At 59.9% G+C, this 24,296-nt stretch carries 27 protein-coding genes; 10 read left to right on the plus strand and 17 right to left on the minus strand.

The window, feature by feature from the left end; all coding sequences use genetic code 11:
* Positions 1–187 precede the first annotated feature (187 nt).
* The 3 genes from rplM (at position 188) to Q0908_RS01400 (ending at position 1,887) form a co-directional block, all read left to right on the plus strand.
* A complete protein-coding gene (rplM, locus tag Q0908_RS01390; RefSeq protein WP_299280650.1) occupies positions 188–649 on the plus strand; it encodes a 50S ribosomal protein L13 in 462 nt (153 codons plus the stop codon).
* A gap of 2 nt (positions 650–651) precedes the next feature.
* A complete protein-coding gene (gene rpsI, locus Q0908_RS01395) occupies positions 652–1,140 on the plus strand; it encodes a 30S ribosomal protein S9 (RefSeq protein ID WP_299148274.1) in 489 nt (162 codons plus the stop codon).
* A 120-nt stretch (positions 1,141–1,260) separates the two neighbouring features.
* Positions 1,261–1,887: a YrbL family protein gene (locus Q0908_RS01400; protein ID WP_299280651.1), complete on the plus strand. Its 627-nt coding sequence runs from the start codon at positions 1,261–1,263 to the stop codon at positions 1,885–1,887.
* A gap of 7 nt (positions 1,888–1,894) precedes the next feature.
* Here Q0908_RS01400 and Q0908_RS01405 read toward each other — a convergent pair whose 3' ends face one another.
* From Q0908_RS01405 to guaA, 12 genes are all read right to left on the minus strand, one after another.
* Complete coding sequence (locus Q0908_RS01405) at positions 1,895–2,512, minus strand: TetR/AcrR family transcriptional regulator (protein WP_299280652.1); 618 nt, start codon at positions 2,510–2,512, stop codon at positions 1,895–1,897.
* Entirely contained in the window at positions 2,505–3,374 is an 870-nt protein-coding gene (ppk2, locus tag Q0908_RS01410; RefSeq protein ID WP_299280653.1) for a polyphosphate kinase 2, read from the minus strand. Before ppk2 ends, Q0908_RS01405 begins: the two co-directional genes overlap by 8 nt.
* Before the next feature lie 73 nt (positions 3,375–3,447).
* Entirely contained in the window at positions 3,448–4,335 is an 888-nt protein-coding gene (locus Q0908_RS01415; RefSeq protein WP_299280654.1) for an IS1 family transposase, read from the minus strand.
* 49 nt (positions 4,336–4,384) lie between these two features.
* Positions 4,385–4,978, minus strand: a complete 594-nt coding sequence (locus tag Q0908_RS01420; RefSeq protein ID WP_299280655.1) for a hypothetical protein — start codon at positions 4,976–4,978, stop codon at positions 4,385–4,387.
* Between the two features lie 771 nt (positions 4,979–5,749).
* The gene (locus Q0908_RS01425) at positions 5,750–6,721 is read right to left on the minus strand and encodes an alpha/beta hydrolase (protein ID WP_299280656.1); all 972 of its coding nucleotides are present in this window, start codon (positions 6,719–6,721) and stop codon (positions 5,750–5,752) included.
* 4 nt (positions 6,722–6,725) lie between these two features.
* Positions 6,726–7,673: a homoserine O-succinyltransferase gene (gene metA, locus Q0908_RS01430; RefSeq protein ID WP_299280657.1), complete on the minus strand. Its 948-nt coding sequence runs from the start codon at positions 7,671–7,673 to the stop codon at positions 6,726–6,728.
* 72 nt (positions 7,674–7,745) lie between these two features.
* Positions 7,746–8,609 carry an ATPase gene (locus tag Q0908_RS01435; protein WP_299280658.1) on the minus strand — a complete coding sequence of 288 codons (864 nt, stop codon included), beginning with the start codon at positions 8,607–8,609 and terminating at the stop codon, positions 7,746–7,748.
* Positions 8,610–8,646: 37 nt separating this feature from the next.
* Complete coding sequence (locus tag Q0908_RS01440) at positions 8,647–9,582, minus strand: DMT family transporter (RefSeq protein ID WP_299280659.1); 936 nt, start codon at positions 9,580–9,582, stop codon at positions 8,647–8,649.
* Between the two features lie 115 nt (positions 9,583–9,697).
* On the minus strand, positions 9,698–10,894 hold the full coding sequence (locus Q0908_RS01445; RefSeq protein ID WP_299280660.1) for a hypothetical protein: 1,197 nt from the start codon (positions 10,892–10,894) through the stop codon (positions 9,698–9,700).
* 147 nt (positions 10,895–11,041) lie between these two features.
* Entirely contained in the window at positions 11,042–11,911 is an 870-nt protein-coding gene (locus tag Q0908_RS01450; protein ID WP_299280661.1) for a DMT family transporter, read from the minus strand.
* Positions 11,908–12,186, minus strand: a complete 279-nt coding sequence (locus tag Q0908_RS01455; RefSeq protein ID WP_299280662.1) for an antibiotic biosynthesis monooxygenase — start codon at positions 12,184–12,186, stop codon at positions 11,908–11,910. The genes Q0908_RS01450 and Q0908_RS01455 overlap by 4 nt, the downstream gene beginning before the upstream one ends.
* Entirely contained in the window at positions 12,177–13,751 is a 1,575-nt protein-coding gene (guaA, locus tag Q0908_RS01460) for a glutamine-hydrolyzing GMP synthase (RefSeq protein ID WP_299280663.1), read from the minus strand. The genes Q0908_RS01455 and guaA overlap by 10 nt, the downstream gene beginning before the upstream one ends.
* A 191-nt stretch (positions 13,752–13,942) precedes the next feature.
* On the opposite strand from guaA, the gene Q0908_RS01465 reads away from it, so the two are divergent.
* Positions 13,943–15,487 carry a trimethylamine methyltransferase family protein gene (locus Q0908_RS01465; protein WP_299280664.1) on the plus strand — a complete coding sequence of 515 codons (1,545 nt, stop codon included), beginning with the start codon at positions 13,943–13,945 and terminating at the stop codon, positions 15,485–15,487.
* Between the two features lie 18 nt (positions 15,488–15,505).
* Here Q0908_RS01465 and Q0908_RS01470 read toward each other — a convergent pair whose 3' ends face one another.
* Positions 15,506–15,808 carry a DUF6477 family protein gene (locus Q0908_RS01470; protein WP_299148251.1) on the minus strand — a complete coding sequence of 101 codons (303 nt, stop codon included), beginning with the start codon at positions 15,806–15,808 and terminating at the stop codon, positions 15,506–15,508.
* 270 nt (positions 15,809–16,078) lie between these two features.
* Here Q0908_RS01470 and Q0908_RS01475 point away from each other — a divergent pair, with 270 nt between their 5' ends.
* From Q0908_RS01475 to lipA, 3 genes are all read left to right on the plus strand, one after another.
* Positions 16,079–17,215, plus strand: coding sequence for a DUF6456 domain-containing protein (locus Q0908_RS01475; RefSeq protein ID WP_299280665.1), 1,137 nt, complete (start codon positions 16,079–16,081; stop codon positions 17,213–17,215).
* A 203-nt stretch (positions 17,216–17,418) separates the two neighbouring features.
* On the plus strand, positions 17,419–17,856 hold the full coding sequence (locus Q0908_RS01480) for a hypothetical protein (RefSeq protein WP_299280666.1): 438 nt from the start codon (positions 17,419–17,421) through the stop codon (positions 17,854–17,856).
* A gap of 82 nt (positions 17,857–17,938) precedes the next feature.
* Entirely contained in the window at positions 17,939–18,892 is a 954-nt protein-coding gene (gene lipA / locus Q0908_RS01485) for a lipoyl synthase (protein ID WP_299280667.1), read from the plus strand.
* A gap of 5 nt (positions 18,893–18,897) precedes the next feature.
* Here lipA and Q0908_RS01490 read toward each other — a convergent pair whose 3' ends face one another.
* Positions 18,898–19,791 (minus strand): cytochrome c, encoded by an 894-nt coding sequence (locus tag Q0908_RS01490; protein WP_299280668.1) that lies wholly within the window; start codon positions 19,789–19,791, stop codon positions 18,898–18,900.
* A gap of 9 nt (positions 19,792–19,800) precedes the next feature.
* On the minus strand, positions 19,801–20,277 hold the full coding sequence (locus Q0908_RS01495) for a cytochrome c (RefSeq protein ID WP_299280669.1): 477 nt from the start codon (positions 20,275–20,277) through the stop codon (positions 19,801–19,803).
* Between the two features lie 291 nt (positions 20,278–20,568).
* Here Q0908_RS01495 and Q0908_RS01500 point away from each other — a divergent pair, with 291 nt between their 5' ends.
* Positions 20,569–20,769 (plus strand): hypothetical protein, encoded by a 201-nt coding sequence (locus Q0908_RS01500; RefSeq protein WP_299280670.1) that lies wholly within the window; start codon positions 20,569–20,571, stop codon positions 20,767–20,769.
* Here the strand turns inward: Q0908_RS01500 and hpt are convergent.
* Positions 20,753–21,298, minus strand: a complete 546-nt coding sequence (gene hpt, locus Q0908_RS01505; RefSeq protein ID WP_299280671.1) for a hypoxanthine phosphoribosyltransferase — start codon at positions 21,296–21,298, stop codon at positions 20,753–20,755. The two genes, Q0908_RS01500 and hpt, sit on opposite strands and share 17 nt — an antisense overlap.
* Positions 21,299–21,374: 76 nt before the next feature.
* Here hpt and Q0908_RS01510 point away from each other — a divergent pair, with 76 nt between their 5' ends.
* Both Q0908_RS01510 and Q0908_RS01515 read left to right on the plus strand, forming a co-directional pair.
* Positions 21,375–21,818 (plus strand): type II toxin-antitoxin system RatA family toxin, encoded by a 444-nt coding sequence (locus Q0908_RS01510; RefSeq protein ID WP_299280876.1) that lies wholly within the window; start codon positions 21,375–21,377, stop codon positions 21,816–21,818.
* A 40-nt stretch (positions 21,819–21,858) separates the two neighbouring features.
* Complete coding sequence (locus tag Q0908_RS01515) at positions 21,859–23,106, plus strand: MmgE/PrpD family protein (protein ID WP_299280672.1); 1,248 nt, start codon at positions 21,859–21,861, stop codon at positions 23,104–23,106.
* Here Q0908_RS01515 and Q0908_RS01520 read toward each other — a convergent pair.
* The gene (locus Q0908_RS01520) at positions 23,088–24,269 is read right to left on the minus strand and encodes an ammonium transporter (RefSeq protein WP_299280673.1); all 1,182 of its coding nucleotides are present in this window, start codon (positions 24,267–24,269) and stop codon (positions 23,088–23,090) included. The two genes, Q0908_RS01515 and Q0908_RS01520, sit on opposite strands and share 19 nt — an antisense overlap.
* Positions 24,270–24,296: the final 27 nt, after the last annotated feature.

Raw genomic sequence — 24,296 nt, forward strand, 5'->3', positions numbered from 1 at the left:
GGCCCCTTGTTGCAGATGTGGGGTGGGGTGCAAGGGTTGAAAGTTGCCCTCAAATTGGGGTAATATGATACCGTATTTATAAAGCATTGATTTACATTTATTTTAACTGACTTCACGTCATTGACGCGCCCCTTGACCCCCCATATAACGCCCCAATCTGAAATTCGACCCCTTAGGGATGCGACACATGAAAACCTTTACCGCAACACCTGCGGACATCGAAAAAAAGTGGATCATCATTGATGCCGAAGGCATCGTGCTGGGCCGCCTTGCCTCGATCGTCGCCATGCGCCTGCGTGGCAAGCACAAACCGTCCTTCACGCCTCACATGGATTGTGGTGACAACGTCATCATCATCAATGCCGAGAAGATCCAGCTGACCGGCAACAAGCGTCAGGAAAGTCACTACTGGCACACTGGCCACCCCGGCGGCATCAAATCGCGCACCAAAGAGCAAATGCTCGAGGGTAAGTATCCTGAGCGTGTCGTGACCCTCGCGGTCAAGCGGATGCTGCCCGGCAACCGTCTGAGCCGTCAGATCATGACCAACCTGCGCGTTTATGCCGGGGCGGATCACCCCCACGAGGCGCAAAGCCCCGAAGTTCTGGATGTTGCGTCCATGAACGCCAAAAACACGCGGAGCGCATGAGCATGGCTGACGAAATCAACACACTCGAAGACCTGCAAGCCGTTGCGGGCGACGCCGCCCCCGAAGCGGTTGAGGTCATCCACCGCGAGCCCGTTCGTGACGAGCTGGGCCGCTCCTATGCCACAGGCAAACGCAAGGACGCGGTCGCCCGTGTCTGGATCAAACCCGGTTCGGGCAAGGTCACTGTCAACGGCAAGGAAATGAACACCTATTTTGCACGCCCCGTGCTGCAAATGATCCTCGCACAGCCGTTCACGGTCGCAGGGGTCGAAGGCCAGTTTGACGTGGTTGCTACCGTCAAAGGTGGCGGGCTCTCGGGTCAGGCCGGTGCGGTCAAGCACGGCGTGTCCAAAGCGTTGCAGCTTTATGATCCCTCACTGCGTGGCGCATTGAAAGCCGCAGGCTTCCTGACCCGCGACAGCCGCGTTGTGGAACGCAAGAAATACGGTAAGGCCAAGGCGCGCAAGAGCTTTCAGTTCTCCAAACGCTAAACCCTTCGATATTAAGATCAAAAGCCCGCTTTTCAGTGGGCTTTTTTTCTGGCCGTTGCCTGTTGCGGCCCCTAGATTTGCCCTCGGGGGCAGGGCGGGCAAGAACACCGGGATGGGGCCATGGACGCGACCGATATCATTGATCTGGACCAGACAGAGCTGATCGCCCAGGGCGAGAACAGGTTGGTCTATCAGCATCCCAACCAAGATAACGTGCTGATCAAGCTGCCAAAATCGACCAGCAAGGACCTGCGCAAGCTCAAGACCCGCTGGATCAACAGGCCCGCGTTGATCCGCTTTGGCAGCCTGCGCACGATGCAGCGCGAACAGGAAGAATATGTTGCCCTGCTGTGGCGCAACGGTGCGCTGCCCTCGTTCCTGCCGCGCCTGATGGGCTATTGCGAAACCAGCGCAGGACCCGGCGCGCTGGTTGAAAAGATCGTGGATGTGGACGGCGCGCTGGCCCCCACAGTCAAGGCGTTTTGCCAGGCTGGTCACGCTACGGCGGCGTTCGCCGACAAGCTGGCCGCGTTTTTCGATTACTTGGCCGATCAGGGCTGCATCGCCAGTGGGATCCACTGGGGCAACATCGTCGTCATTGATGGCGGCACCCGGTTTTATCTGGTCGATGGGCTGGGTGAGATCGTGTTGATCAAGACCCAGTGGCTGTCAGAGCGGCTGCGCCGTCGCAATCTGGAAAAGCAGAAACAGGCGATGCTGGTGCAGGTCCGCAATCGCATCCCCTAGACGGGCGTCACTCGTCGGGGCGGATCAGCCCCAGACCCCGCAGGTAGATCCCGATGCCGGTTTCCAGCAGGTCTTCGGGCGGAAAGGGCGAGGCGCGGCCCGGTGAGTTGCGTGCGAACAATTCGACCACCCCGTGGCTCATTGCCCAAATATGGGCCGAAAACATCGACGCAGGCGGGCGTTTATCCGCCGGGATATGCTCGCTGAGGTCACCAGCGGCCTTTTCCAACACCGCATTGGCGCGCGCGGCCACATCCGCAAGTTCGGGGGTGCGGTTGACGGAAATTCCCGCCTCGAACATCGCGATGTAGTGGCCCGGAAAGCGGCGGGCAAAGGCAAGATAGGCGCGCCCCGTCGCCTCGAATGCCGCCAGTGCCGAGGGTTGACCGGATTGGTAGGCGTGTTCCATGAGGTCCGCAAAGATGCCATAGCCCTGACGCGCGCATTCGGCGATCAGGTCGGCGCGTCCTTCGTAGTGGCGATAGACGGCTGCCGGCGTCACGCCCGCCTTCTTGGCCGCTTCGGACAGCGTAAAGCCCGTCGGCCCCTTTTCCTCGATCAGAACGAGGGCGGCATCAATCAGGGCCTGCCTCAGGTTTCCGTGGTGATAGCCCCGTTTAGGCATCCCAGATGTCCGGCCCACCACAGATACCTTTGTCAGTCTCTCCAATGGCTTGGGCGTCTTTATTCGTGTAGTCGAGCCCATGCAGAACCGTGCGGATCGCCGCAAGGCGCGCGCGTTTCTTGTCGTCTGAGCGCACGATGGTCCACGGGGCAATGTCCGTGTGGGTCTTGTCGAGCGTTTCGCGGATCGCCGCCGAATAGGCGTCCCATTTCTTGAGGCCTTCGACGTCGATCCAGCTGAGTTTCCACTGCTTGAGGCGGTCTCGCTCACGCGCGCGGATCCGGCGCAATTGCTCGGCCCGCCCGACATTCAGCCAGAACTTGAACAGGTGAATGCCGTCCTCGACTATCATCCGCTCAACCGGGTTCACCTGTTCAAAAAACAGGGCGCGCTGTTCGGGTGTGCAAAAGCCGAAAACATGCTCGACCACACCGCGATTATACCAGCTGCGATCAAAGAAGGTGATCTGTCCCCCGGCGGGCAACTGGTTGATATAGCGCTGGAAATACCATTGGCTGGCTTCGGTTTCGGTAGGTTTTGACAAGGCCACCACGCGCGCGCCGCGCGGGTTCAAGTTCTCGCGGAACCGTTTGATCGTACCGCCCTTGCCAGCCGCATCGCGCCCTTCGAACACGCAAGCCACGCGGGCACCCGTTTCGTTGACCCAGGCCTGCATCTTGACCAGCTCGATCTGCAGCGCCTCCATCTCGGCGTCATAGACCTTTCCCTTCATCCGCTGATCATGGGGGTAGGACGGGGCGAGGATGTCGTCCTTGTCCGCGTCCTTGATCGCTGCGCGAATGTCATCTGGCGCACCGTTTTCATAAAAATCGGAGATCGCCCCGTCAAAGGGAAGGGTCATGGCATGGTCCAAGTTACTGCTCTTAACATGCAATATGGGGTAGGGCGACGGTTAACGCAAACCCGGTAGTGTCTCAGTTTGAAATTGCTTTCTTTTTGTAGGGACCGCGCGTCTTGGGCGCTTGTGCACGCGCATCGACTAAGCCAACAATCCAAGCTGTATCGCGCAGCGTGTCGGAAACACCGGCGGCCATTGCAGGTGTCATTTTCAACGTCTTGTGCATACGCACGAAGTTGTAATGCACAAAGTACAGCGAAAGCATGTGCAGATGGTTTTCCAGCTTCTTGCTGAAACCGTTGGTCAGACAGGTGAAGCGACGCATGCCCATGCGCATTGTGAGGTTTTGACGCTCAACGTAGGACGTGCTGACCAGTTCTTCGACAGGTTGCCCAATGACAGCCTCTTTCTTGATGCCTGTGCACTCGGCGGGGCTGTACTTGCGCTCTGCGGTCTTACCGCCAGTCTCGCCGTAAATCTTCACGAGCATGGCATAGTCAATGTCTGAACCAAACGCATCCTCAACGGCGCTGAGGTAAGCCTTGTGGCCGTCTGTGGTAAGCTGAACGCGGTTTGTCAGGCGGTCGCGCAGATCAAACATGAACTCGTGCGCTGTTGTCGCGGAGCGGTCACCTACCTCATAGGACAGGATCATTTTGCTGTCTGCGTCGATAGCAGTCCACGTCCACACGTCGCCAGCGCCATCAGGGGCGGCTTTGGCAGTCTTTACGTTCTTGTCTTTAGCGTAGCAGAACGACCAGATTTCATCACACTCAACGCGAGTTGAGCCTACATTGCGCACTGTCTCGTCATGGTATGCCGCACAGGCTTCACCAGCCTCTATCAACAGCTTTGTCACTGTGTTGATTGATACACCTACAACCCGGCTGATTGAGCGCATGGAATTACCCTCTACCATCATGTTCAGGATCATTGCGCGGGTTTTGATGTCAAGTTTGTTCATACCTTTGTTATAGTTGTTTTATATTTACTTAACAGGCAAAAATTTCAGTTTAAATATTTGCGAGTCGTTCTGCCAAGTTATCCCAGTCTTCTTCAAGCATGTCTTCAACCGTGGATATAGGCAGTTGAAGCTTGTCAGCTAGGCCATCCAGCGTGAGAATGCCTTCTGTGACTTTCTGCCTTGCAATAACTCTCGCCGCTTTGGGGAATAGAAGCATTAATCCCTTTTGTTGAGCCAGCATGTCAGCCGCAACCTTCATCGTCATTCGCGGCTCATCCCCTATCGCCGCACTCCCGCTCAGCACCTGCGCCAACTCCATTATGTCTTCAGGATCGCTTGTTCGTGAAACGTGCGCATCACACACGTGCACAAGCTCTTTGGCGCAAATAATTCTTTGCAGCAGAATGTCTACATTTGCAGGATAGACGATAAGTGAAACCAGATTGGGTTCCGAGTACATCCCCCCCGAAGGTTCCGTGAATTGAACGTAAGTTCCAAGAAGTTGGTTTAAGTCCATTTCCTCTTCAACCAAGCGTATATCATCCTGATACCCCATCTCGATAAGGGCATCGCAAATCTCCTCAATTTCTATTGGGAGTTCTGTTCTGCCGTCAAACTTTGATTGAAGATTTTTGAACAACATTTTGCTCCAAATGAAATAGGCCCGATAAAAATCGGGCCTACCACAATTTGGGAATGCATAACAAGTTGTTACATGGGCGTTTTCTCACGGCCCGTTTTCGGCGGGTTGTGCGGCATACCCCTGTCAATCGCAGACTTAATGACGCGCCTTGCCTCTTCGCACATACCTTCACTAGTGGAGTCGGTACCTGCTAGAAACTTAACGTTATGTAACTCACGGCCACCTTCAGACAGAAGGTCGTGGAGTCCTGACGAACAAAGTTGAGTCATTTCCTTCTCTCCTTTTTGCCACCGAGCGCTAGCGGCTTGATTTGCTATCTCTGAACGGCGCTCTGCGCTCAGAATATCATTTCGTGCTTTCGCACCAGCTACACCGCTTTTGCGGCGATTCTTTGACACGTAAGAGGTTTCTTCCTCCTCACCTGTCGCTATCTTTGCTACCATAACCGACATCCCAATGGAGTCGGCTGGCCGCTTCTGTCCGTTTGGGCCTTTCGGCATGTCAACCCTCTCTCGCGTTGTAAATGTAGACTCACATGTCAACGCTTTTTTCTCTTGTACACACTCATTGACTACCACAACAAGTCGATTCGCGCACTATTTTAGTTCGGCTGCGACATATGTTGCCAACATGTCAATGGTTAACATCCAATAAATGTAGGTCACTGTGACTGTCCTTTCAAGGCATCAACTCAACACACTCGCGTTAACGTTTGGTTAGCGTACGGCGGTTTCTACAATGGATTGTAAGGACCAATTTCAAACTGAGACACTACCGCAAACCCGCACGCGCCGCGACGCGGTCAATGGCGTCGATCACGGCCTCGGGGTGGGTGTGTTGTGGCATGTGGCCGACGCCTTCGAGGACTGTGACATTGGCCCCATCGATCTGATCCGGCAGCTTGGCGGAGTGGACCGTCAGAGGCACGATGGTGTCCGCATCGCCGTGCACGATTTCAACCGGTACGGAGATGTCGCCGTATTCCTGAGCCATCTCAACCACATAAGGACGCAACCAGTTCACTTGACGCGCATTCGCACGCATAGAGTTGCGGCGCAGGATCAGGGCAGGGCCGACGTGCTCGATATAGCCTTCGGGTGCTGCCTGAGGGGTAAAGATATTCGCCACAATCGAGTCCACATAAGCCTGCGGCACAAATGCGGAAAGCACAGGCACCACCAGCGCGCCGCCCCACGCCGACCCATTGACCGTGTAGGTCCAGCCCAGTTCGCCCGGCCACGGGTTTGCGACCCCTGCCACGGACACGACGCCTGCCAGATCGTCAAATTCAAGCGCCCATGCCAGCGCGACGATCCCGCCAAAGGAGTGGCCCAGCACAATGGGGTTTTCGACACCAAGCTGGTCTGTGGCCGCCTTGAGCAGTCGGGCTTGGTCGCTGGGGCTGGCATGGCCAGTGGACCATGCGCGTTTGTGTTCGGGGTCGATTTGGTCGGTCCAGCCCAGACCGGGACGATCCAAAATGGTGACGCGGTATCTCTCTGCGAGCGTTTGGGCAAAGCCGAGCGTGAATTCGCGGGTGTTCCCCGAGGCCCCGTGGATCAAGACCAGATCGGGGCCGCTGCCCATCTGTTCGGCGTGGACTTGCACGCCATTCACATCGAGCATTTGCCCGGTCGGAGGATAGGCGGCAGCCGCGTCGCGCTCGCGTTTCAGCGCGTAGAATTGCACCAGACCGATGCACAGAACGACGACGGCCAAAAGCACCCACAGTGTTGTTTTCATATCGTTATCCTCGCAAGTCAGTGCGATCTTGACCGATCCGCTCCATCTCGTATGGGGTGGTGAGATAGATCTCGGACAGCCAGTTGCCATAGAGCAGATGCGCGTGGCTGCGCCAGCGGTTTGCGGGTGTCTGGCTGGGATCGTTTTCGGGGAAATAGCCGACCGGAACGGCAATCTTGGCCCCTTCGACCTGTACGGATTCCAGATCGCGGTCATATTCCTGTTTCAGTGTATCGCTGTCATATTCAAAGTGGTTCAGGATATAGAGCGCGCGGTGGTCGGGGTCTTCGATCAGGCAGGGGCCGGTGACGTCCGAGCCGAGCAGGATGGGCAGGCCCGCAGCCTCGACCTCGGGGCGGCGCACTTCGGTCCAGCGGCTGACGGGCACGACGCAATCATCCGAAAAGCCGCGCAGGTAGGGCGAGGCGGGTGCGAGGTTCGCGTGCCGATAGGCCCCGAACAGTTTCGCGCCAAGCAGGTGTTTGGGCACTTTGTGGAAGTGGTGCAGCATCGCCATGCCGCCCCAGCACACACCAAACGTGGAATGTACGTTGGTCTGTGTCCAGTCCATGACCTGTTCCAGCTCGTCCCAGTAGTCCACATCCTCGAAGTCGAGATGTTCGATGGGCGCGCCGGTGATGATCAGCCCGTCGAATTTCTGGCCCCTCACGGCCGAGAAGGGCTGATAGAAACTCTCCATATGTTCGGCGGCGGTGTTGCGCGTCTCGTGATCGGACATGCGGATCAGCGTGAGTTCGATTTGCAGCGGGGTGGCCCCGATCAGGCGCGCAAACTGGGTTTCGGTCTGGATCTTCTTTGGCATCAGATTAAGCAGCCCGATCTTGAGCGGCCGGATGTCCTGATGGGCCGCCAGCTCTTCGTCCATCACCATCACGCCCTCGTTCGTCAGAACGTCATAGGCGGGCAGGGTGGAGGGGAGCTTGATGGGCATGAGGGTGGTCCTGATGGCGCACGGGGAGAGATGCATATTTATGGAACAATGAAGCGAAAGGTGCAGATAGCCCTAGGGTGCACGTCGCTCAAGGGCCATGGCGACCAGATCGACAAAATCCGCTTCACCTTTGAGCGAGGCGACCTCGTCGGCGGTCACAGTCACGCCCCATCGCGACATCGCCTCGTAGCGCGGCTGGCGGTGAGCGAGCGCGCGCGCGTAGGTCCAGCGCACGAAGGCATCGGGGTCGACTTTGTCTTCGCCAAGGCCGGTTTCCCCCAGATAACTGTTCCAGCAGTCGAGCAAAAAGGCGGGCTGATAGGCCATCGGCTTGGGGGCCTTGTCAAACCGCGCGATCAGGGCGGCGGTGTGGGCTGCGTCCCCTTTGATCCAGATTGGCAGGCAGGCGGCGCTGAGGCTCTGCATCAGCGCGTCGTTGTCGTCGTGCGGGTCCACCCACTCACAGATGGAGCCGCCCGTGTCGCAGATGAAATGCGGGTAGCCGTACAAATCATGCGCCCGATCCGCAAAATGCCTCGTGTCGTTCAGGGCCGCGACTTCGGAGGTGCGGAACTGCTCTTGCCGCCGCCGGTATTCATCGATGGGCAGACCGCCTTTGTCCGCATCGCCGGGCTTGCCCAGGTAGGTCGACACCGGGTTCAGATTATCAAAGGTGATGTTCGAGCCGATATAGATGCTGTCGCTGAGCAGAAGCGCGCGCAGGAACGGTACTTTCATCGCCTCGGCCTTGGCATTGTCGGCGATCAGCTCGCCCATGTAGCGTGTGCCGATCCGGTAATCGATCGAGTAGTGAAACCAATTGCCTGAGGCGCGCACGGTCGTGGACATATGCGTCTTGCCCAAGCCCGACATGCCATAGACCAGCACGCGTTTTTGCGCGGCGGCGCGCCAGTGGTCGGCATCGCGGTAAAGCATGTGCGTGGTTCCTGTCCCCGTGGTCGTGCGGGATGTCCTAGCCGGGGGGGCGGGGGCGGTCAACGGCTCTGCCCCGGATCAGGGTCCAGATGCGCCCATCAAGGATCATCAGGCCGAGCGCCAGCAGGGCAAAGCCTGCAAATGCGTTAGGGCTGAGCGCCTCGCCCCGCACCACCGCACCAAGCGTAATGGCGACGGGCGCGATCAGCAGGGTGACCAGCATCAGATTGCCTGACCCGGCCACGGCCAGCACGCGGTAATAGAGCAGATAGGCCCCCGCCGTTGCGATCAGCGCGTAATAGGCGATGGCAAGTATCGTATCGGTTTGCAGGGCGAGCGTGATCGGCCCGTCGATGATCCACGCCATCGGCAGGGTGATCAGCGTCGATCCGGTCAGCATACCCGCCGCCGCCACCTGTGGGGCCAGCCCGCCAAGCCGCTTGCGCGCCCAGACCCCGGCGAGCGCATAGCTGATCGTGCCCGCGATGATCGCCAGTTGCGCAAGGCTGCGCAGATCGAAGCTGCGGAAATTCTCGAGCCCGATGGCGGTGGCGACTCCGAAAAAGCCCAAGGTGACGCCGATCCCCTTGCGCAAGGTGATCCGCTCATCCGCAAAGAAAAGTGCCGCGGCGACCACCCCGAAAATGGCTGTGGCCGCGTTCAGGATCGAGGTCAGCCCGGTTTCGATATGCAGCTGCCCCCAAGCCATCAACCCAAAGGGAATGACGTTGTTGAGCAGCCCCATGCCCAGAAATCCGACCCAGATGCGCGGATCGCGCGGGATCGGCAGGCGCATCGCGATCACCACGGCCCAGAGCGCCAGCATCGCCCACCCGGTGCGATGCGCCACAGAGGTCAGCGGAGCCACCTCGTCCAGCGCAATGCGAATCGACAGGAACGAGCCGCCCCAAATGAAGGCAAGCAACAGCATCTCGGCCCAGGCCCGGCCCGTCATGGTTTTCTGGAGTGTCATTGGGCGATCAATGGCAGAGCGGGGGGCAGGCCACCACCCGAATCCTGCGCAAAGAAAAACCCCGCCCGGTGATCCGGACGGGGGTGATATCGTGTTGCCTGCGAAGCGGTGCAGATCAGAAGTTGAAGCCGATGCGGAAGCCGAAAGCGATGGCGTCGTTGTCGTCAAAGTCTGCAACGCCGCTGGCCGAGTTCACCAGCTGATCGCCGGGCTCGACATAGCTGATGCCGCCCGAGATTGTGGCGATGTCACCTACATAGCGCGCACCGATTGCAATGCCGCGCGACCCGCTTGTGGGGGCCAATGCGGTTGTGGATGGTGTTACGCTATCGGTTTCATAGCTGATCGAGATTGAGGCCGACCAACGCTCGGAGAACTGACGGCCCACACCGATGTTATAGGCGGTGCTGTCGTCAGCGAAGTTGACGAAGTTGATACCGTCCACGTCCGCGGCAAACGGAGTGCCGGCGACACCTGCGGTTGTATCCGGCGTCGTCAGGTTGAAGCCGTCATATTTGGAATGGCGAATAGACCCGAACAACAGGGTGCCTTCGGCAATACCTGTCTGGAATTCGAGATTGATGCTTTCAGGGAAGGAGACCCCGAACTGGACTTCTTTCTGATCGAGGATCGCCGTGCGGGCGACATCGGTGAAGAAAGTTTGCGTACCTTCGAACTCTGCCTCGATGGCTTCGTTATAGGACAACGCGATCCGCAACGCGATCTCGGGACGCTCATACGCGACACCGACCACGGCACCGAAGTCATAGTCGCTGTCTGCTTCAAGAGAGATCGGCAGCGAAGGCGCTGCGTTCAGCGCCACAAGCGCAGGGACAGGGATGGGAGGCAGACCACCAAAGAACGGATTAGCCGTGAAGGTGTCGATGAACCCGTCTACCTTCAGTGCACGTGCCCCGATGATACCCGACCAGTTGTCGTTGAACTTGTAGCGCCCGATCAGCGAGATCTGGTTCGAGCTTACGCCTGCACCACCTCCCAAAAACGGCGAGTCATCGTCATACTGGATGTCCGCGCCATAGGGTTCTTCAAGGATCAGCGCGACGCTGATCTGGTCTGTCAGGTCGGTCTTGAAGGCGAGGCCCGGCGTGTCAAAGCTTTTGAGCGGGTCGTCAACACCGTCGGCGCGTGCGTTTGGCTCGATATGCCCATAGCTGAATTGAACATAGCTGCCAGTCTCACCACCTTTTTCGAAAAGGGGCCCCAGAAACTGGGACGAGCGGTCGATGCCGCCAGCTTGTGCCGTGAACGCAGAGGCCGTGAGTGCGGCGGCTGCGAGTACGCGAGTCTTCATTCGTAATCCTCCCAAAAATGCGCATCTGTGTTCCCCGATGATGCGCCTTGGGAGGGAATAAGCCTTTTTCAACCCCTATCGGTCAATATTGACCCTAGGGCAGAGCGGATCGTCGTGACGAAGCGTCATATTTTTGTGACTTTCGGGTCACAGCCCATCTTTTGGGCGCGTTTCGACCCAGATGTTGAGGTAATTGCCCCCGAAGATGATCAGCGCCCCGACAAAAACCCAGATATCAACGACTTCGCCGTAAACAAGCATCCCGATCACAGCGATGGTGGGCAGTCGGATAAAGTCGATCGGCACTACCACCGTCGCAGGCGCAATCGACAGCGCATTGGTCAGACAGTAATGCGCCAGCAGCCCTGCGCACCCGATCAGAAACACCCACGGCCCCGTATTGGCATCGGGCAGGGTGATATCTCCGTCATAGCCTGCCATGACCAGCCCCATGACCAGCTGCATGGACGTCAGCCAGAACAGGATCGACCCGATCCCCTCATTGCGTGTCAGCTTTTTGGTCAGCATGATCGTCAGCGCAAAAAAGATCGCGGAGGAGGCGGCGGTGATCAAACCTGCATTGATGCCCGCCATATCGGGGCGCGCCACGATCAGGATGCCGATGAACCCAAGCACAGCCGCAAGGGCGCGCACAGGGGTGAGCTTTTCGCCCAGGATGAGCGGGCTTAGAACGATCACCCAGATCGGAGATGTGAATTCAAGGGCGAACACCTGGGCCAGCGGTATGACCGTTACTGCGTAGAACCACAGGTTCTGGCCGGTGAAATGTGCCGCATTGCGCAGCAGGTGTGTGCCGATCCGCTGTGTCTGAATGCTGCGCCAGTGGCCTGTCATGCTGAGCAATGCGCAGACGATCACCACCCCGACTACGCTGCGATACATCATGATCTCAAACGTATCGAGTTGGTGTGCCACCTCGCGTCCGGCCACGGCCATGGTCGAAAAGGATGCAATCGATCCCGACATCCACAGCGCGGCCTTGAGCACGGGGTTCATGGCATGCCCGTGATCTTGTAGTCGCGCGTGATGCCTTTGGTCTGGATCGCCCAATCCGAGGCGGCGGCGCGGGTGTTGTGGGCGGTGAAGGCGTCGGGCGTGGTGAATTCTTCGGCCACGTCCCAGATCAGCGGGTCGTCGGTTGGAGTGACCTCAAAGGACACACACCCCGCCTCGGCCCGCGTCAGCCCGATATGCTCTGGCAAGGCGGCGCGCACCCGTGCTGCCTCGCCTGCGGTGGCGCAGCGCAAGGTGCCGGTCAGGGTCACTCCCATTCAATCGTGCCCGGAGGTTTCGATGTGATGTCATAGGTCACCCGGTTGATCCCCGGCACCTCATTGATGATCCGCGTGGCCGTTTCGCCAAGAAAGTCGTGGGTGAAGGGGTAGTAGTCTGCCGTCATCCCGTCCACCGAGGTCACGGCCCGCAACGCGCAGGCATAATCATAGGTCCGCCCGTCGCCCATGACACCCACGGTGCGCACAGGCAGGATGGCTACAAAGGCCTGCCAGATCTCGTCATAGAGCCCGTGTTTGCGGATCTGATCGATATAGACCGCATCCGCTTCGCGCAGGATATCCAGTTTGGGCCGCGTGATCTCACCAGGGCAGCGGATCGCTAGGCCCGGACCCGGAAAGGGGTGACGCCCGATAAAGCTGGCGGGCAGGCCCAACTCGCGCCCCAAGGCGCGCACCTCGTCCTTGAACAGCTCGCGCAGGGGTTCAACGAGTTTCAGACCCATCTTTTCCGGCAGGCCGCCCACATTGTGGTGGGATTTGATCGTGACCGAGGGGCCACCGCTGAACGAGACCGATTCGATAACGTCCGGATAAAGCGTGCCTTGGGCCAGAAATTCGGCCCCCTCGACCTGATCGGCGTATTTCTGGAACACGTCGATGAAAAGGCGGCCAATGATCTTGCGCTTGGTTTCAGGATCGGATTGCCCTTCTAGTTCACCAAGGAATAGGTCTGCCTCGTCCGCATGAATCAGCGGGATGTTGTAATTGTCGCGGAACATGGCGACGACCTCGTCCGCCTCGTTCTTGCGCAAGAGGCCATGATCGACGAAGACGCAAGTGAGCTGGTCGCCGATGGCCTCGTGGATCAGCACCGCGGCCACCGACGAATCGACACCGCCCGAGAGGCCACAGATGACCTGTTTGTCGCCCACCTGATCGCGGATCGCCTGAATGGCTTGTTCGCGGTAGGCACCCATCGTCCAGTCGCCGGTGAACCCGGCCAATTTCACGAAATTCTCGTAGAGTTTCGCGCCCTTGGGGGTGTGGTGGACCTCGGGGTGGAACTGCACCGCATAGAAGTGGCGGCTCGTATCGGCGGTGATGGCGTAAGGCGCGTTAGGCGAGGTGCCGTAGACCTCGAAACCCGGGGCAAGCTGGCTGACATGGTCGCCATGGCTCATCCAGACCTGCTCGCGCCCGTCGGCAAACCAGCCCTCAACCAGATCAAGCGGGCTTGCCGGTGTCACAAAGGCGCGCCCGAACTCTGCCGTGCCGCCGCCGCCCGAGATTTTGCCGCCCGTGACCGCGCCGCCAAGCTGCTGCATCATCACCTGTTGCCCATAACAGATGCCAAGGACGGGCACGCCCATGGTGAACAGGGCGTCAGGCGCGCGTGGGCTGCCCTCGCGGGTGACGCTGTCAGGTCCCCCCGACAGAATCACCGCACGCGGCGCCATCTCGCGCAGGAACGCTTCGGTGACGTTCTGATAGGGGTGAATTTCGCAATAGACATTCAACTCGCGCAGGCGGCGCGCGATCAACTGCGTCACCTGGCTGCCGAAATCAATGATGAGGAGGCGGTCATGGGTCTGTTCTGTCATGACTGTGCAATAGGCGGGCACCCCGCTGGTGGCAAGGTCAGCCGAAAGGCAGCCCGCGTGCGCCCACCGATTTTTTTGGGGGGCTGGCAGGGGAAGTGTCGCTTTTTTCCCGGTTGCGGCGCTATCCGCGCGCGGCAAACATCCCGATAGGGTAATCAGCAGTCCACCAGTTGGGTTGAAGGGGATCAGCGATGACCGAGGAGGCAACACGCAGACGAGGGCGCGGGGGCGGTGGTGCTGCCCGCCGGGCAGAGCGCACGGCGGTGTCCTTTGAGACGGCCAAATACATTGAGCGCAACATCCCCAACTTCGAAGTGCTGACCGAAGAGGCGCTCGACATCATCGAAACCAACGCCGAGACGATCCTCGAAGAGGTTGGCGTGAACTTTCCCGACAATCCCGCAGCCCTGAGGCGCTGGGCCGATGCGGGGGCTGATATTGACGGCGACCGGGTGCGTATTCCCAAGGGCCTTGCGCGCAAACTCTGCGCGACAGCCCCTGCCTCTTATACCCAACATGCGCGCAACCCCGAGCGCTCGGTTGTGGTGGGGGGCAAGAACCTTGTGCTGGCCCCGGTCTATGGCCCGCCGTTTGTGCGCGATGCCACCGGAGGGCGCCGCTATGCCACGATGGAGGATTTCCGCAACTTCGTGAAGCTGGGCTACATGTCCAAGTGGCTGCACCATTCGGGCGGCACAGTGTGCGAACCCACGGATATCGCCGTTAACAAACGCCACCTCGACATGCTGCACGCCCACATGACGCTGTCGGACAAGCCGTTCATGGGGTCGGTGACTGAACCAAGCCGGGCACGCGATTCGGTCGAGATGGCGGAAATTCTGTTCGGTAAGGACTTTGTTGCCGACAACACGGTCATGACGTCTCTGATCAATATCAACTCGCCCATGACCTTTGATGATGTGATGATGGGTGCGCTTGAGGTCTATGCCCAAGCCAATCAGGCCTGCATCATTTCGCCCTTTATCGTCGGCGGAGCCATGGCCCCTGTGTCTGTTGCGGGTACGTTGACGCAAGTGTTTGCCGAGGTGCTGGCCGGCATTGCCTATTCGCAGTTGTGTCGCGCGGGCGCGCCTGTTGTGATGGGGGCCTTCGTGACCTCGATCGACATGAATTCCGGGGCACCCACATTCGGCACGCCAGAAGCGGCCCATATCACATACGGGGCAGGACAGTTGGCGCGGCGCATGGGGCTGCCATACCGCTCGGCGGGGTCATTCTGCGGCTCAAAGCTGCCCGACGCGCAGGCGGCTTACGAGACGTCCAATTCGCTGAACATGGGACTGCTGGCGGGTGTGAACTTCATGCTGCACTCCTGCGGGTGGCTTGAGGGCGGGCTGGTCAGTTCCTACGAGAAATTCGTGATGGATGCGGATCAGCTTGGCGCGCTGCACCATCTGGCAGCGGGCGTTTCGATGGATGCCAATGCGCAGGCCATGGACGCGATTCGAGAAGTTGGCCCCGGCGGGCACTATCTGGGCTGCGCGCACACGCAGGAAAACTTTAAATCGGCGTTCTGGAAGTCCGATCTGCTGGACTACAAACCGTTTGAGACATGGGAAGACGAAGGCGCACGCGATACGGCGCAACTGGCCTCCCTGCGGGTTCAGAAGATGCTGGGCGACTACCAGCAACCCGCGCTTGATCCGGCAATCCGCGAGGCGCTGGATACTTATGTCGCCGAGAAAAAGGCCGCAGAGCCCGACAGCTTTATGTAGTCGGGCCTGCCGGGTCGATCAGGACGCCACCGGATCGGCCTGAGCGGCGCGCAGGATGCGCGCTTCGCCCACAATGGCGATCAGAATGTCGATATGGCGTAACAGGCTGTAGGACGAATCATCGCCTATGCGCATCGTGTTGAGATCACCTTCGATCTCCATCAGACGCATCAGGGCGGCCCCGTGGCGCGGCAGGCTGCCATATCCCAACAGACGGGGCAGATGGGCCGTGCGACGGTAATCTTCGGCTCCGATACGGGCAGCGCGCATCAACAGGCGTGGACGGTGCAGGGCGTTCAACATGGATAGGATATCTTGCATTTCCGGTGCTCCTTCAGGTCTGTGTCATACCGATCCCCACCGGCGATGACCCTGTCACCTTGACACAACCTGAGCGGGTGTTGCGTACAGCGCTGAGTGCCCGTTCGTTCGTTTATCAACTGTTTATCTTTTGGAAACAATGCTGGGCACATCGACGAATGTTAACGAACAAGTAACCAATGCACCCTTAGGTTGTGTGGATAAACTGTGGAAAACCGAAGCGTCGCGCAATGACTTCGGACCCGGTAGGAAGAGGACGGACACAACATCATGTACCAGACTGACAGGCCACACCCTGTGCTGTCGGGGATGCCCCCTTGGGTGCCCGACGCCGCCTTGCACTACCTTGCGCATACCGAGGCCGGTTTGCCGATCCGCGAACTGGCGCGCAAGTCCGGCTGCCACGCCTCTACCGTTCTGCGCCAGATCCGCCGGTTCGAGACCCGGCGCGATGATCCGCTGATCGATGCGGTGCTGCGCAAGCTGGGATCACGGGTTACCCGCAAAGGTTCGTCGACTGCACCTGCGCAACAAAAGGAATGCTCTGATATGCATGCTGTCGCACTTGATCAAAGCCCCGATACACCGACCCTGAACCGGGATGCGCAACGTATCCTGCGCCGCCTGTGCGAGACCGGGGCGGTGCTGGCCGTTGCGGTCGATATGGAAAAGGCCGTTGTCGTGCGCGATGGCGCAACGGGGGCAAGCACCCGCACGGCCGTGGTCGATCGCAAGGTGGCCGAGGCCATGGCCTTGCAGGACTGGATTGTCGCCGATACCGCCGGACGCATCACCCGCTACAAGATCACGCCCGCGGGCCGCGCCGCTTTGGCCGACATGATGGGTGAGGTCGGGCATGACATGCAGGGCATGGCCGAAACGCCCGCCGAATTTGCGGATCAGCATCGCGTGTGGGGTGAACGCACGGTGCGCGACAACGAAACAGGGCAGCCGCGCAAGGTGCGCTACAATCTGGCCGAATCTCCGCTGACCGCCCTTGCGCGGCGCCGCGACAAGGGGGGCGCACCGTTCCTGACGGATGATCTGGTGACGGCGGGCGAGCGTTTGCGCGAAGATTTCGAGCTGGCGCAGATGGGCCCGCGCGTGGCCCAGAACTGGGACCGGTTTCTGACCGGCGGCGGGCGCGGTGGATTTGCGCAGGACAGTGGGGTGGGCAACGGACCTGAGGGCGCGCGGCGTCGTGTGGGCCATGCGCTCAAGGATCTTGGGCCGGGTCTGTCGGATGTGGTTTTGCGCTGCTGTTGTTACCTCGAAGGGCTGGAATCGGCGGAAAAACGGCTCGGCTGGTCGGCGCGGTCCGGCAAGATCGTGCTGCGCATCGCGCTGATGCGCCTGAAACAGCATTATGCGGAGACGACGGGACCAGGGGGCGGCATGATTGGCTGACCTCTTTTGATCCTGATTGAAATGGCGCTGCGATCCCTCCCTCGCAGCGCCATTTTTTTTATCTGGCGTGATCTGATTGGTGCTGCGCGACACGATATTTAAGGCGGCTCTGCCCCCGGCCGTGCGGCCTCCCCCGGAGTTTACTTGGCAAGATGAAGCTGGATCGGCATTAGGGGGCTGAGGCTGTGGCGGCGGGAGGTATGATGTCGGAGCAGAATAGAGAGGGGCTGGCGCTGTTGATCCTGCGCCTTGGTTTGGCGTGGTTCATTTTTCTGTGGGCGGCGCACAAAATCATCACGCCCAAGCAATATCAGGGGCTTGCCCGACATTTTGATGGTGTCGATCTGGAATTTACCACCATTTATGCTGTGGCGGCTGTGCAAATCCTGATCTGTGTGTTGGTGGCCATTGGGGCCGTGCGCTGGATCAGCTATCCGGCCTTGGCGCTGATGCATCTATTTACCGTTCTGCGCCGGTGGGAGGGGTTCTTTGATCCCTTCGCCCTCAATGATCGCGGATTTCCCATTCACCGCAATCAGGTCATTGATCTGGCTGTGCTGGGCGCAATGATCGCCTTGATCCTGTTGATCCACCGCGATCGTTGGAGCGTGGGCGCGTGGTGGAAAGGGCGCGGCGCATAGCGGCCATGCGCCGCGTGGTATTCTTTTGCGCCCGCCTTATGTTAGAAACAGTTTAACGCTGAACTATTCCGAGGCTTTGCCCATGCGCGATTTGAAAATCCCTGAACAGCGCCACCCTGAAAAGGCGCGCCGTCCTGACAATCCGCAGCCAAAGAAGCCTGACTGGATCCGGGTCAAGGCCCCCGGCGGCGCGGGCTATACCGAAACGGCCAAGATCATGCGCGACAACAACCTCGTGACGGTCTGCGAAGAGGCCGGATGCCCCAATGTGGGCGAATGCTGGTCGCAAGGGCACGCCACGATGATGATCATGGGCGAGGTCTGCACGCGCGCCTGCACGTTCTGCAACATCGCCACCGGCAAGCCGCCCGAGGATCTCGATGCGTTCGAGCCGGGCCGCGTGGCCCACGCCGTCGAGAAACTGGGCTTGAACCATGTGGTCATCACCTCCGTAGACCGCGACGATGTCGAGGATGGTGGGGCAGACCACTTTGCCCAGACCATCCGCGCCATTCGTCACCGCAGTCCGGGCACGACCATCGAAATCCTGACCCCTGATTTTATTCGCTGTGATCCGAGTGTGTTGGAGGTCGTTGTTGAAGCGCGCCCGGACGTGTTCAACCACAACCTCGAAACCGTGCCGGGCCTTTACCCCGAGGTGCGCCCGGGTGCGCGCTATTTCCATTCTTTGCGGCTGCTGCAGCGGGTCAAGGAGATGGACCCGTCCATGTTCACCAAATCGGGCATCATGGTTGGCCTTGGCGAAGACCGCCAATCGGTCATGCAGGTCATGGAAGACATGCGCGCCGCCGACATCGATTTCCTGACCATTGGGCAGTATTTGCAGCCCACGCCCAAGCACCACCGCGTCGACCGCTTTGTGCATCCCGACGAATTTTCAGCCTATGAAAAGGCGGCCTATGGCAAGGGGTTCCTGATGGTCTCGGCCACGCCGCTCACCCGCTCGTCCTATCATGCGGGGGAGGATTTTGCGCAGTTGCGCGATGCGCGGCAGAAAAAGCTGAACCTCGCCTGAAGAGGTCAAGGGATTGCGGGCAGGGCTTTGACATAGGCTGCGATGGCGGCGCGGTCTGCTTCGGGCAGCTGTGACAGATTTTCGACGACCTCTGCCATTTCGCCGCCTGCGCTGTCGTAGTCAGGCGTGAAACCGGATGTGAAATAGGCGATCAGGTCGGCCTCGCTCCACTCTAGTGCTGCCGGGGTAATGTTGGGGATGGTGCCCTTGCCGGAAGGGTTGGGGGCACCGGCCATCCAGCCTGTGCGATCAAGCCCGCCAAGGGCGTTGCGCGATGTGTGGCACTCGGCGCAATGGGCCAGCCCTTCGGCGAGATAACGGCCGCGCTGCACAACAGGGTTATCCGTTGCCACCACGAAATCCTCGGCCACAAACAATCGCTTCCACAGCCCCAGACCGCGCCGGATGTTGAAGGGAAAGCCGACATCATGGGGGCGGTTTTCAACCTCACTGGGCGGCAGCGTCTGGATATAGGCAAAAAGGTCAATGACATCGCCGGGGGTGGCGCGTTGGTAGGCCGCATACGGAAAAGCGGGATAGTAGTGCTGTCCCTGGGGTGAGACGCCCAAGGTCACCGCGCGAGCAAAACCCTGCGCCGACCACTCGCCGATGCCTTGATCAAGGTCGGGCGAGATATTGGGAGCATAGAACGTGCCGAATTCGGTCACAAAAGGCAGCCCGCCCGCAAGAATGGGCAGGGCCGCGCTGTCGGTTTCGGCCTCGGGGGCGGTGTGGCAAGACGCACATCCCCCAGCGTGAAAGATCAGCGCGCCGTTGTCGGGGTCGGGAACGTGGCCCGCTGCGAACGTGTCGGGCAGGGATGCGGGCCGGGTCAAAACCCAGCCCAAGCCAGCAGCCAAAACCGCCAGCACGACGCCCACCCGCAGAACCCATCTCATGACGCGCGTTTAGTTCTGTGGACCGCGATAGGGTTTGTGGCAGGCCCCGCAGGCATCACCCACACCTTTCATCGCACCGCGCAGCGCCTCAAGGTCCGTGCCAGCGGCTTCCACCATCGCCGCTGCTGCGGTTTCCAGACCAATGGCCTTTTCCTCGAAGCCTGCGGCGTCGCTCCAGATTTCGGCCTTGGCGCGCGATCCGGCAACGGCACCCTGTTCTGTACCTGCAATCCACAACACGGCCCGGTTCATGGAGGCGGCGGCCGCCAGGTTTTCTGCGGCGGCCGTGGCCGTTGCGGCGTCATAAGGCGTTTCGCCCTTGGCCATGCTGCCAAGCAGCCCGGTGTGATAGGAAATCATGCCCATTTGTGCGTTGCGGGCTTTGACCGCCCCTTCAAGCGCCGGATTGGCGTGGCTGGCAGCAAAAGCGGCAACGGTCACGGCTGTCACCCCGAGGGTCGTCATGGCGAGACTGGAAAGACGCATTGTATGAAACTCCTTTTTCTTGGCTGTGCCACAGTGGTAGCGCAAAAGCCGCGCGCGCCATAATCACAACTGCCGGGTGCTGTAAAAATCGGGCTTCTTATGGTGATGGCCCGCCTGCATCCTAGGGCTGTCTGAGGTGTCATATGACATGGTGACGTTTGCGTAAGTCACGGATTAAGCGGGAAAAAACGCAAAGGACAACAACCTGTGCGTGTGGCGGTTTTGCTTGACAGGTCTGGGTGTTCAACCGACGATAGAAAGCAAGGGAACTGAACACAATGGGGGGGCCACATGAGCGATAAATCGACGATTATTGAGAAATTGAAAGGCATCATCAGCCGTTTGGATCCAAAGCAGTCGGACGTAGCCATTTGTCATTTACGCGACGCGATTGCCGCAATTGAGGCGGTGAGTGCAGGGCGGGCGACCGAATATGCGCGCGACGACATCATTCGCAACGGCGTGGTCGGACGGGTTACGCCGTTTCGGTGAACCGGACCTTGCCGATATAGGGCAGGTTCCGGTTGCGTTGGGCAAAGTCGATCCCGTAGCCCACAACAAATTCATCGGGTATTTCGAAGCCCGTCCAATTGGCTTTGACGTCGACTTCGCGCCGGCTTGGCTTGTCGAGCAGCGCAATGGTGCGCAGCTTGGCGGGGTTGCGCCCTTTGAGCAGGCGGATGACGTGGTGCATCGTATATCCGGTGTCCACGATATCCTCGACCACCAGTACGTCGCGCCCTTCAATTGCGCCGCGTAAATCCTTGAGAATGCGTACCTCTCGGCTGCTTTCCATGCCGTCGCCATAGGAAGACGCTTCGAGGAAATCGACCTCGATCGGCAGGTCCAGCTCGCGCACAAGGTCTGCGATGAACACGAAACTGCCGCGCAACAGGCCCACCACGACCAGTTTGTCGGTGCCGTCAAACTCGGTCTGAATTTCGCGGCACAGCGCCTCGATCCTGGCCGCGATGGCCTTGGCCGAGATCATCTGGTCTATGACATATGGCCGCTGCGACATGGTCGTCCCCTTGATTTTACGGACCTTTCGCGACACATCCATGCGCAACCGTTCCTGCAAGGCCCTGTCTAACCCAATGCCCACCCATTCCGAAACCCGCTTCCTGCCCTACACAGCGCAACAGATGTATGATCTGGTCGCCGATGTGGCCTCGTACCCCGAATTTCTCCCATGGTGTGCGGCGGCGCGGGTGCGCAAGGTGACCCCAAAAGGCGATCACGAGGTGATGGAGGCCGATCTGGTCATCAGCTTCAAGGTGTTTCGCGAACGCTTCACCAGTCGGGTGGTTTTGTATCCCGAGGCCCACAAGATCGACACGGAATATCTGGACGGCCCGTTCCGCTATATGAAGTCGAACTGGGCGTTTTCGGAGGCCGAGGGCGGCTGTGAGGTGTCGTTTTTCGTGGACTTCGAGTTCAAGAATGCGATCCTGCAAGGCATCATCGGCGTCGTGTTCAACGAAGCGATGCAGCGCATTGTGCGTGCGTTCGAGCGGCGGGCCGCCGCGCTTTACAGCTGAGCCCGGCATGGGGTTGGCCTGACCCGGCGGGGAGGATGTTTTGCAACACGCGGGCGGTGAGATCACCGATTTGCTGCTGGACTATGCGCAGGCCACGCCCCCATCCGAGGTGCGCGATGTCACGGCGCTGTCGCTGCTGGATTGGGCGGCTTGCGGGATTGCAGGCCATGCCGAGGGCGCGTTTGCGCAGTGGAGCGCCACGCTGAGCACATCCGGACCATGCGTGCGCTTTGATGGTGTGCAAGCGAGCGCAACCGAGGCGGCGCTGGTGAACGGCACTTTGTCCCATGCGCTCGACTACGACGACACCCACTTTGCCCATATCGGTCACCCATCGGTCGTGATGTGTTCGACAGCGCTGGCTGTCGCCGAAGGGCAGGGCGCGACGTTGTCCCAGATGCTTGATGCGGCCCTTGTCGGGGCGGAGGCGTCGGTGGCGGCGGGCCTTTGGCTGGGGCGCGATCACTATCAGGTCGGGTATCACCAGACCGCAACGGCAGGGGCCTTTGGAGCAACCGTGGCGGCGGGTCGCTTGTTGGCGCTGACGCGTGCTGAGATGCGTCAGGCCTTGGGCCTGTGCGCCAGCATGGCCTCGGGGCTGAAGGCGCAGTTCGGTACCATGGGCAAACCGCTGAACGCCGGGCTGGCCGCGCGCACAGGTGTCGAGGCTGCGCAGTGGGCGGCGGCCGGCATGACTGCCGCGGCCGATGGGCTGGCAGGTCCGCTCGGGTTCGGCGAGACGCATCACGGCACCAATGCCCCGGCTCCGTTCAACTGGCGCATGGGCGGCGTCAGCCACAAGTTTCACGCTTGCTGCCACGGGCTGCATGCCGCGCTCGAGGCTGTGCGCCGCGTTGAGATGGCGGGCGCAAAGGCGGTGACAGTCCACACCCATCCCCGCTGGCTGTCGGTCTGCAACCAGCCCGCACCGGAGACAGGGTTAGGGGCCAAGTTTTCATTTGCGCATGTCTTGGCAATGGCGGCGTACGGGCTTGATACAGGCGATATCGCGTCGTTCAGTGACGCCTGCGCGCAAGCCCCCGATCTTGTGAGCTTCCGGCAGAAAGTGCGCGTTGCGGGGGACGAAAGCCTGTCGGAAATGCAGGCGCGCATCGACATCGACGGACAGGTCTATGTCCACGATCTGGATGCCCCCTTGCCGTTTGAGACCCGCCGCCAACGTATACAAGCAAAAGCCCGCGCGCTGGTGGGCGCACGGGCGGATGATCTGTGGCAGATGATCGAGGCAAATGACCTGCCGCGATTTGCTCAGCTGCTGACGTCGTAGGCCCGCTCGCCATGTACGATCAGGTCGAGGCCGTTGACCTCGGTTTCCTCGTCCACGCGCAGCGGCGTGATGATCCGCACAACGAACACCAGCACGACAGTGACGATAAGGGTGTAAACACCTACAATCACCAGCGATCCAAGCTGCGCGGCCCATGCGCCAGCGCCAAAGACCGCAATCATGATTGTGCCAAAGATGCCGCCGACGCCGTGGACCGCAAACACATCCAGCGTGTCGTCGATTTTCAAAGCGTTGCGGATCAGGTTCACCGCCTCCTGACACAAGACGCCCGCGACGCCTCCGATGATCAGCGCCTCGACCGGGCCAACAAAGCCAGAGGCGGGCGTGATCGAGGCGAGACCCGCGATTGTGCCCGTGACCATGCCTACAAGGCTCGCCTTGCCGAACTTGACCTTTTCCCACAGCGCCCAGGTGAGCGACGCGGTGGCAGCCGAGATATGTGTGACTGTCAGTGCCATCGCAGCACCACCGTCTGCGGCCAGTTGCGAGCCACCGTTGAACCCGAACCAGCCAACCCAGAGCAGGGCTGCGCCCATCATCACCATGCCGGGGTTGTGCGGCGGAGTTGTCGCGTTCCGACGCGCGCCAAGGAACACGGCCAGCACAAGGGCTGCGATGCCTGCGGTTTCGTGCACCACGATGCCACCCGCAAAGTCGCGCACGCCGACCTCGCCAAAGATGCCGCCATCCGCCAGCATGCCACCACCCCAGACCCAGTGGACGACGGGCGCATAGCACAAGAGCATCCAGAGCCCCGAGAACAGTAGCACAAAGCCAAAGCCTATCCGCTCAACATAGGCGCCGACAATCAGCGCAGGCGTGATGATCGCGAATGTCATCTGAAAGGCGAAGAACAGGATTTCGGGCAAGGTGCCGCTGAGCGACTCCGCCGTCACACCGCTGAGCAGCAGTTTATCAAGACCACCCCAATAGCCGCTGTCCCCACCGCCAAAGGCGATGGAATACCCGACAACGAACCACAGGATGCTCATCAAACAGGCAATCGCATAGCAGTGCATGAAAACGCTCAGCACATTGCGCGCCCGCACCAGCCCGCCGTAAAACAGCGCCAGCCCCGGCAAAGTCATCATCAGCACCAAGGCCGTGGCCACGATGATCCACGCTGTATCCGCTCCGTTCATGTTGTCCCCTCCGACAGATGTGTTTTC

It is taken from the genome of uncultured Tateyamaria sp. (genome assembly GCF_947494755.1).
In the GTDB taxonomy this organism is placed as follows: domain Bacteria; phylum Pseudomonadota; class Alphaproteobacteria; order Rhodobacterales; family Rhodobacteraceae; genus Tateyamaria.

Excerpts from the sequence above, each read along its gene's own strand:
- Q0908_RS01480 (WP_299280666.1), top strand. The coding sequence starts at position 17,419 with ATGTCGGAGCAGAATAGAGAGGGGCTGGCGCTGTTGATCCTGCGCCTT.
- Q0908_RS01405 (WP_299280652.1), bottom strand. The coding sequence starts at position 2,512 with ATGCCTAAACGGGGCTATCACCACGGAAACCTGAGGCAGGCCCTGATT.
- Q0908_RS01475 (WP_299280665.1), top strand. The coding sequence starts at position 16,079 with ATGTACCAGACTGACAGGCCACACCCTGTGCTGTCGGGGATGCCCCCT.
- Q0908_RS01450 (WP_299280661.1), bottom strand. The coding sequence starts at position 11,911 with ATGAACCCCGTGCTCAAGGCCGCGCTGTGGATGTCGGGATCGATTGCA.
- Q0908_RS01435 (WP_299280658.1), bottom strand. The coding sequence starts at position 8,609 with ATGCTTTACCGCGATGCCGACCACTGGCGCGCCGCCGCGCAAAAACGC.
- metA (WP_299280657.1), bottom strand. The coding sequence starts at position 7,673 with ATGCCCATCAAGCTCCCCTCCACCCTGCCCGCCTATGACGTTCTGACG.
- Q0908_RS01490 (WP_299280668.1), bottom strand. The coding sequence starts at position 19,791 with ATGAGATGGGTTCTGCGGGTGGGCGTCGTGCTGGCGGTTTTGGCTGCT.
- Q0908_RS01465 (WP_299280664.1), top strand. The coding sequence starts at position 13,943 with ATGACCGAGGAGGCAACACGCAGACGAGGGCGCGGGGGCGGTGGTGCT.
- Q0908_RS01520 (WP_299280673.1), bottom strand. The coding sequence starts at position 24,269 with ATGAACGGAGCGGATACAGCGTGGATCATCGTGGCCACGGCCTTGGTG.
- Q0908_RS01425 (WP_299280656.1), bottom strand. The coding sequence starts at position 6,721 with ATGAAAACAACACTGTGGGTGCTTTTGGCCGTCGTCGTTCTGTGCATC.
- Q0908_RS01445 (WP_299280660.1), bottom strand. The coding sequence starts at position 10,894 with ATGAAGACTCGCGTACTCGCAGCCGCCGCACTCACGGCCTCTGCGTTC.
- Q0908_RS01420 (WP_299280655.1), bottom strand. The coding sequence starts at position 4,978 with ATGTTGTTCAAAAATCTTCAATCAAAGTTTGACGGCAGAACAGAACTC.
- guaA (WP_299280663.1), bottom strand. The coding sequence starts at position 13,751 with ATGACAGAACAGACCCATGACCGCCTCCTCATCATTGATTTCGGCAGC.
- Q0908_RS01415 (WP_299280654.1), bottom strand. The coding sequence starts at position 4,335 with ATGAACAAACTTGACATCAAAACCCGCGCAATGATCCTGAACATGATG.
- rpsI (WP_299148274.1), top strand. The coding sequence starts at position 652 with ATGGCTGACGAAATCAACACACTCGAAGACCTGCAAGCCGTTGCGGGC.
- lipA (WP_299280667.1), top strand. The coding sequence starts at position 17,939 with ATGCGCGATTTGAAAATCCCTGAACAGCGCCACCCTGAAAAGGCGCGC.
- rplM (WP_299280650.1), top strand. The coding sequence starts at position 188 with ATGAAAACCTTTACCGCAACACCTGCGGACATCGAAAAAAAGTGGATC.
- ppk2 (WP_299280653.1), bottom strand. The coding sequence starts at position 3,374 with ATGACCCTTCCCTTTGACGGGGCGATCTCCGATTTTTATGAAAACGGT.
- hpt (WP_299280671.1), bottom strand. The coding sequence starts at position 21,298 with ATGTCGCAGCGGCCATATGTCATAGACCAGATGATCTCGGCCAAGGCC.
- Q0908_RS01495 (WP_299280669.1), bottom strand. The coding sequence starts at position 20,277 with ATGCGTCTTTCCAGTCTCGCCATGACGACCCTCGGGGTGACAGCCGTG.
- Q0908_RS01510 (WP_299280876.1), top strand. The coding sequence starts at position 21,375 with ATGCCCACCCATTCCGAAACCCGCTTCCTGCCCTACACAGCGCAACAG.
- Q0908_RS01400 (WP_299280651.1), top strand. The coding sequence starts at position 1,261 with ATGGACGCGACCGATATCATTGATCTGGACCAGACAGAGCTGATCGCC.
- Q0908_RS01440 (WP_299280659.1), bottom strand. The coding sequence starts at position 9,582 with ATGACACTCCAGAAAACCATGACGGGCCGGGCCTGGGCCGAGATGCTG.
- Q0908_RS01455 (WP_299280662.1), bottom strand. The coding sequence starts at position 12,186 with ATGGGAGTGACCCTGACCGGCACCTTGCGCTGCGCCACCGCAGGCGAG.
- Q0908_RS01500 (WP_299280670.1), top strand. The coding sequence starts at position 20,569 with ATGAGCGATAAATCGACGATTATTGAGAAATTGAAAGGCATCATCAGC.
- Q0908_RS01470 (WP_299148251.1), bottom strand. The coding sequence starts at position 15,808 with ATGCAAGATATCCTATCCATGTTGAACGCCCTGCACCGTCCACGCCTG.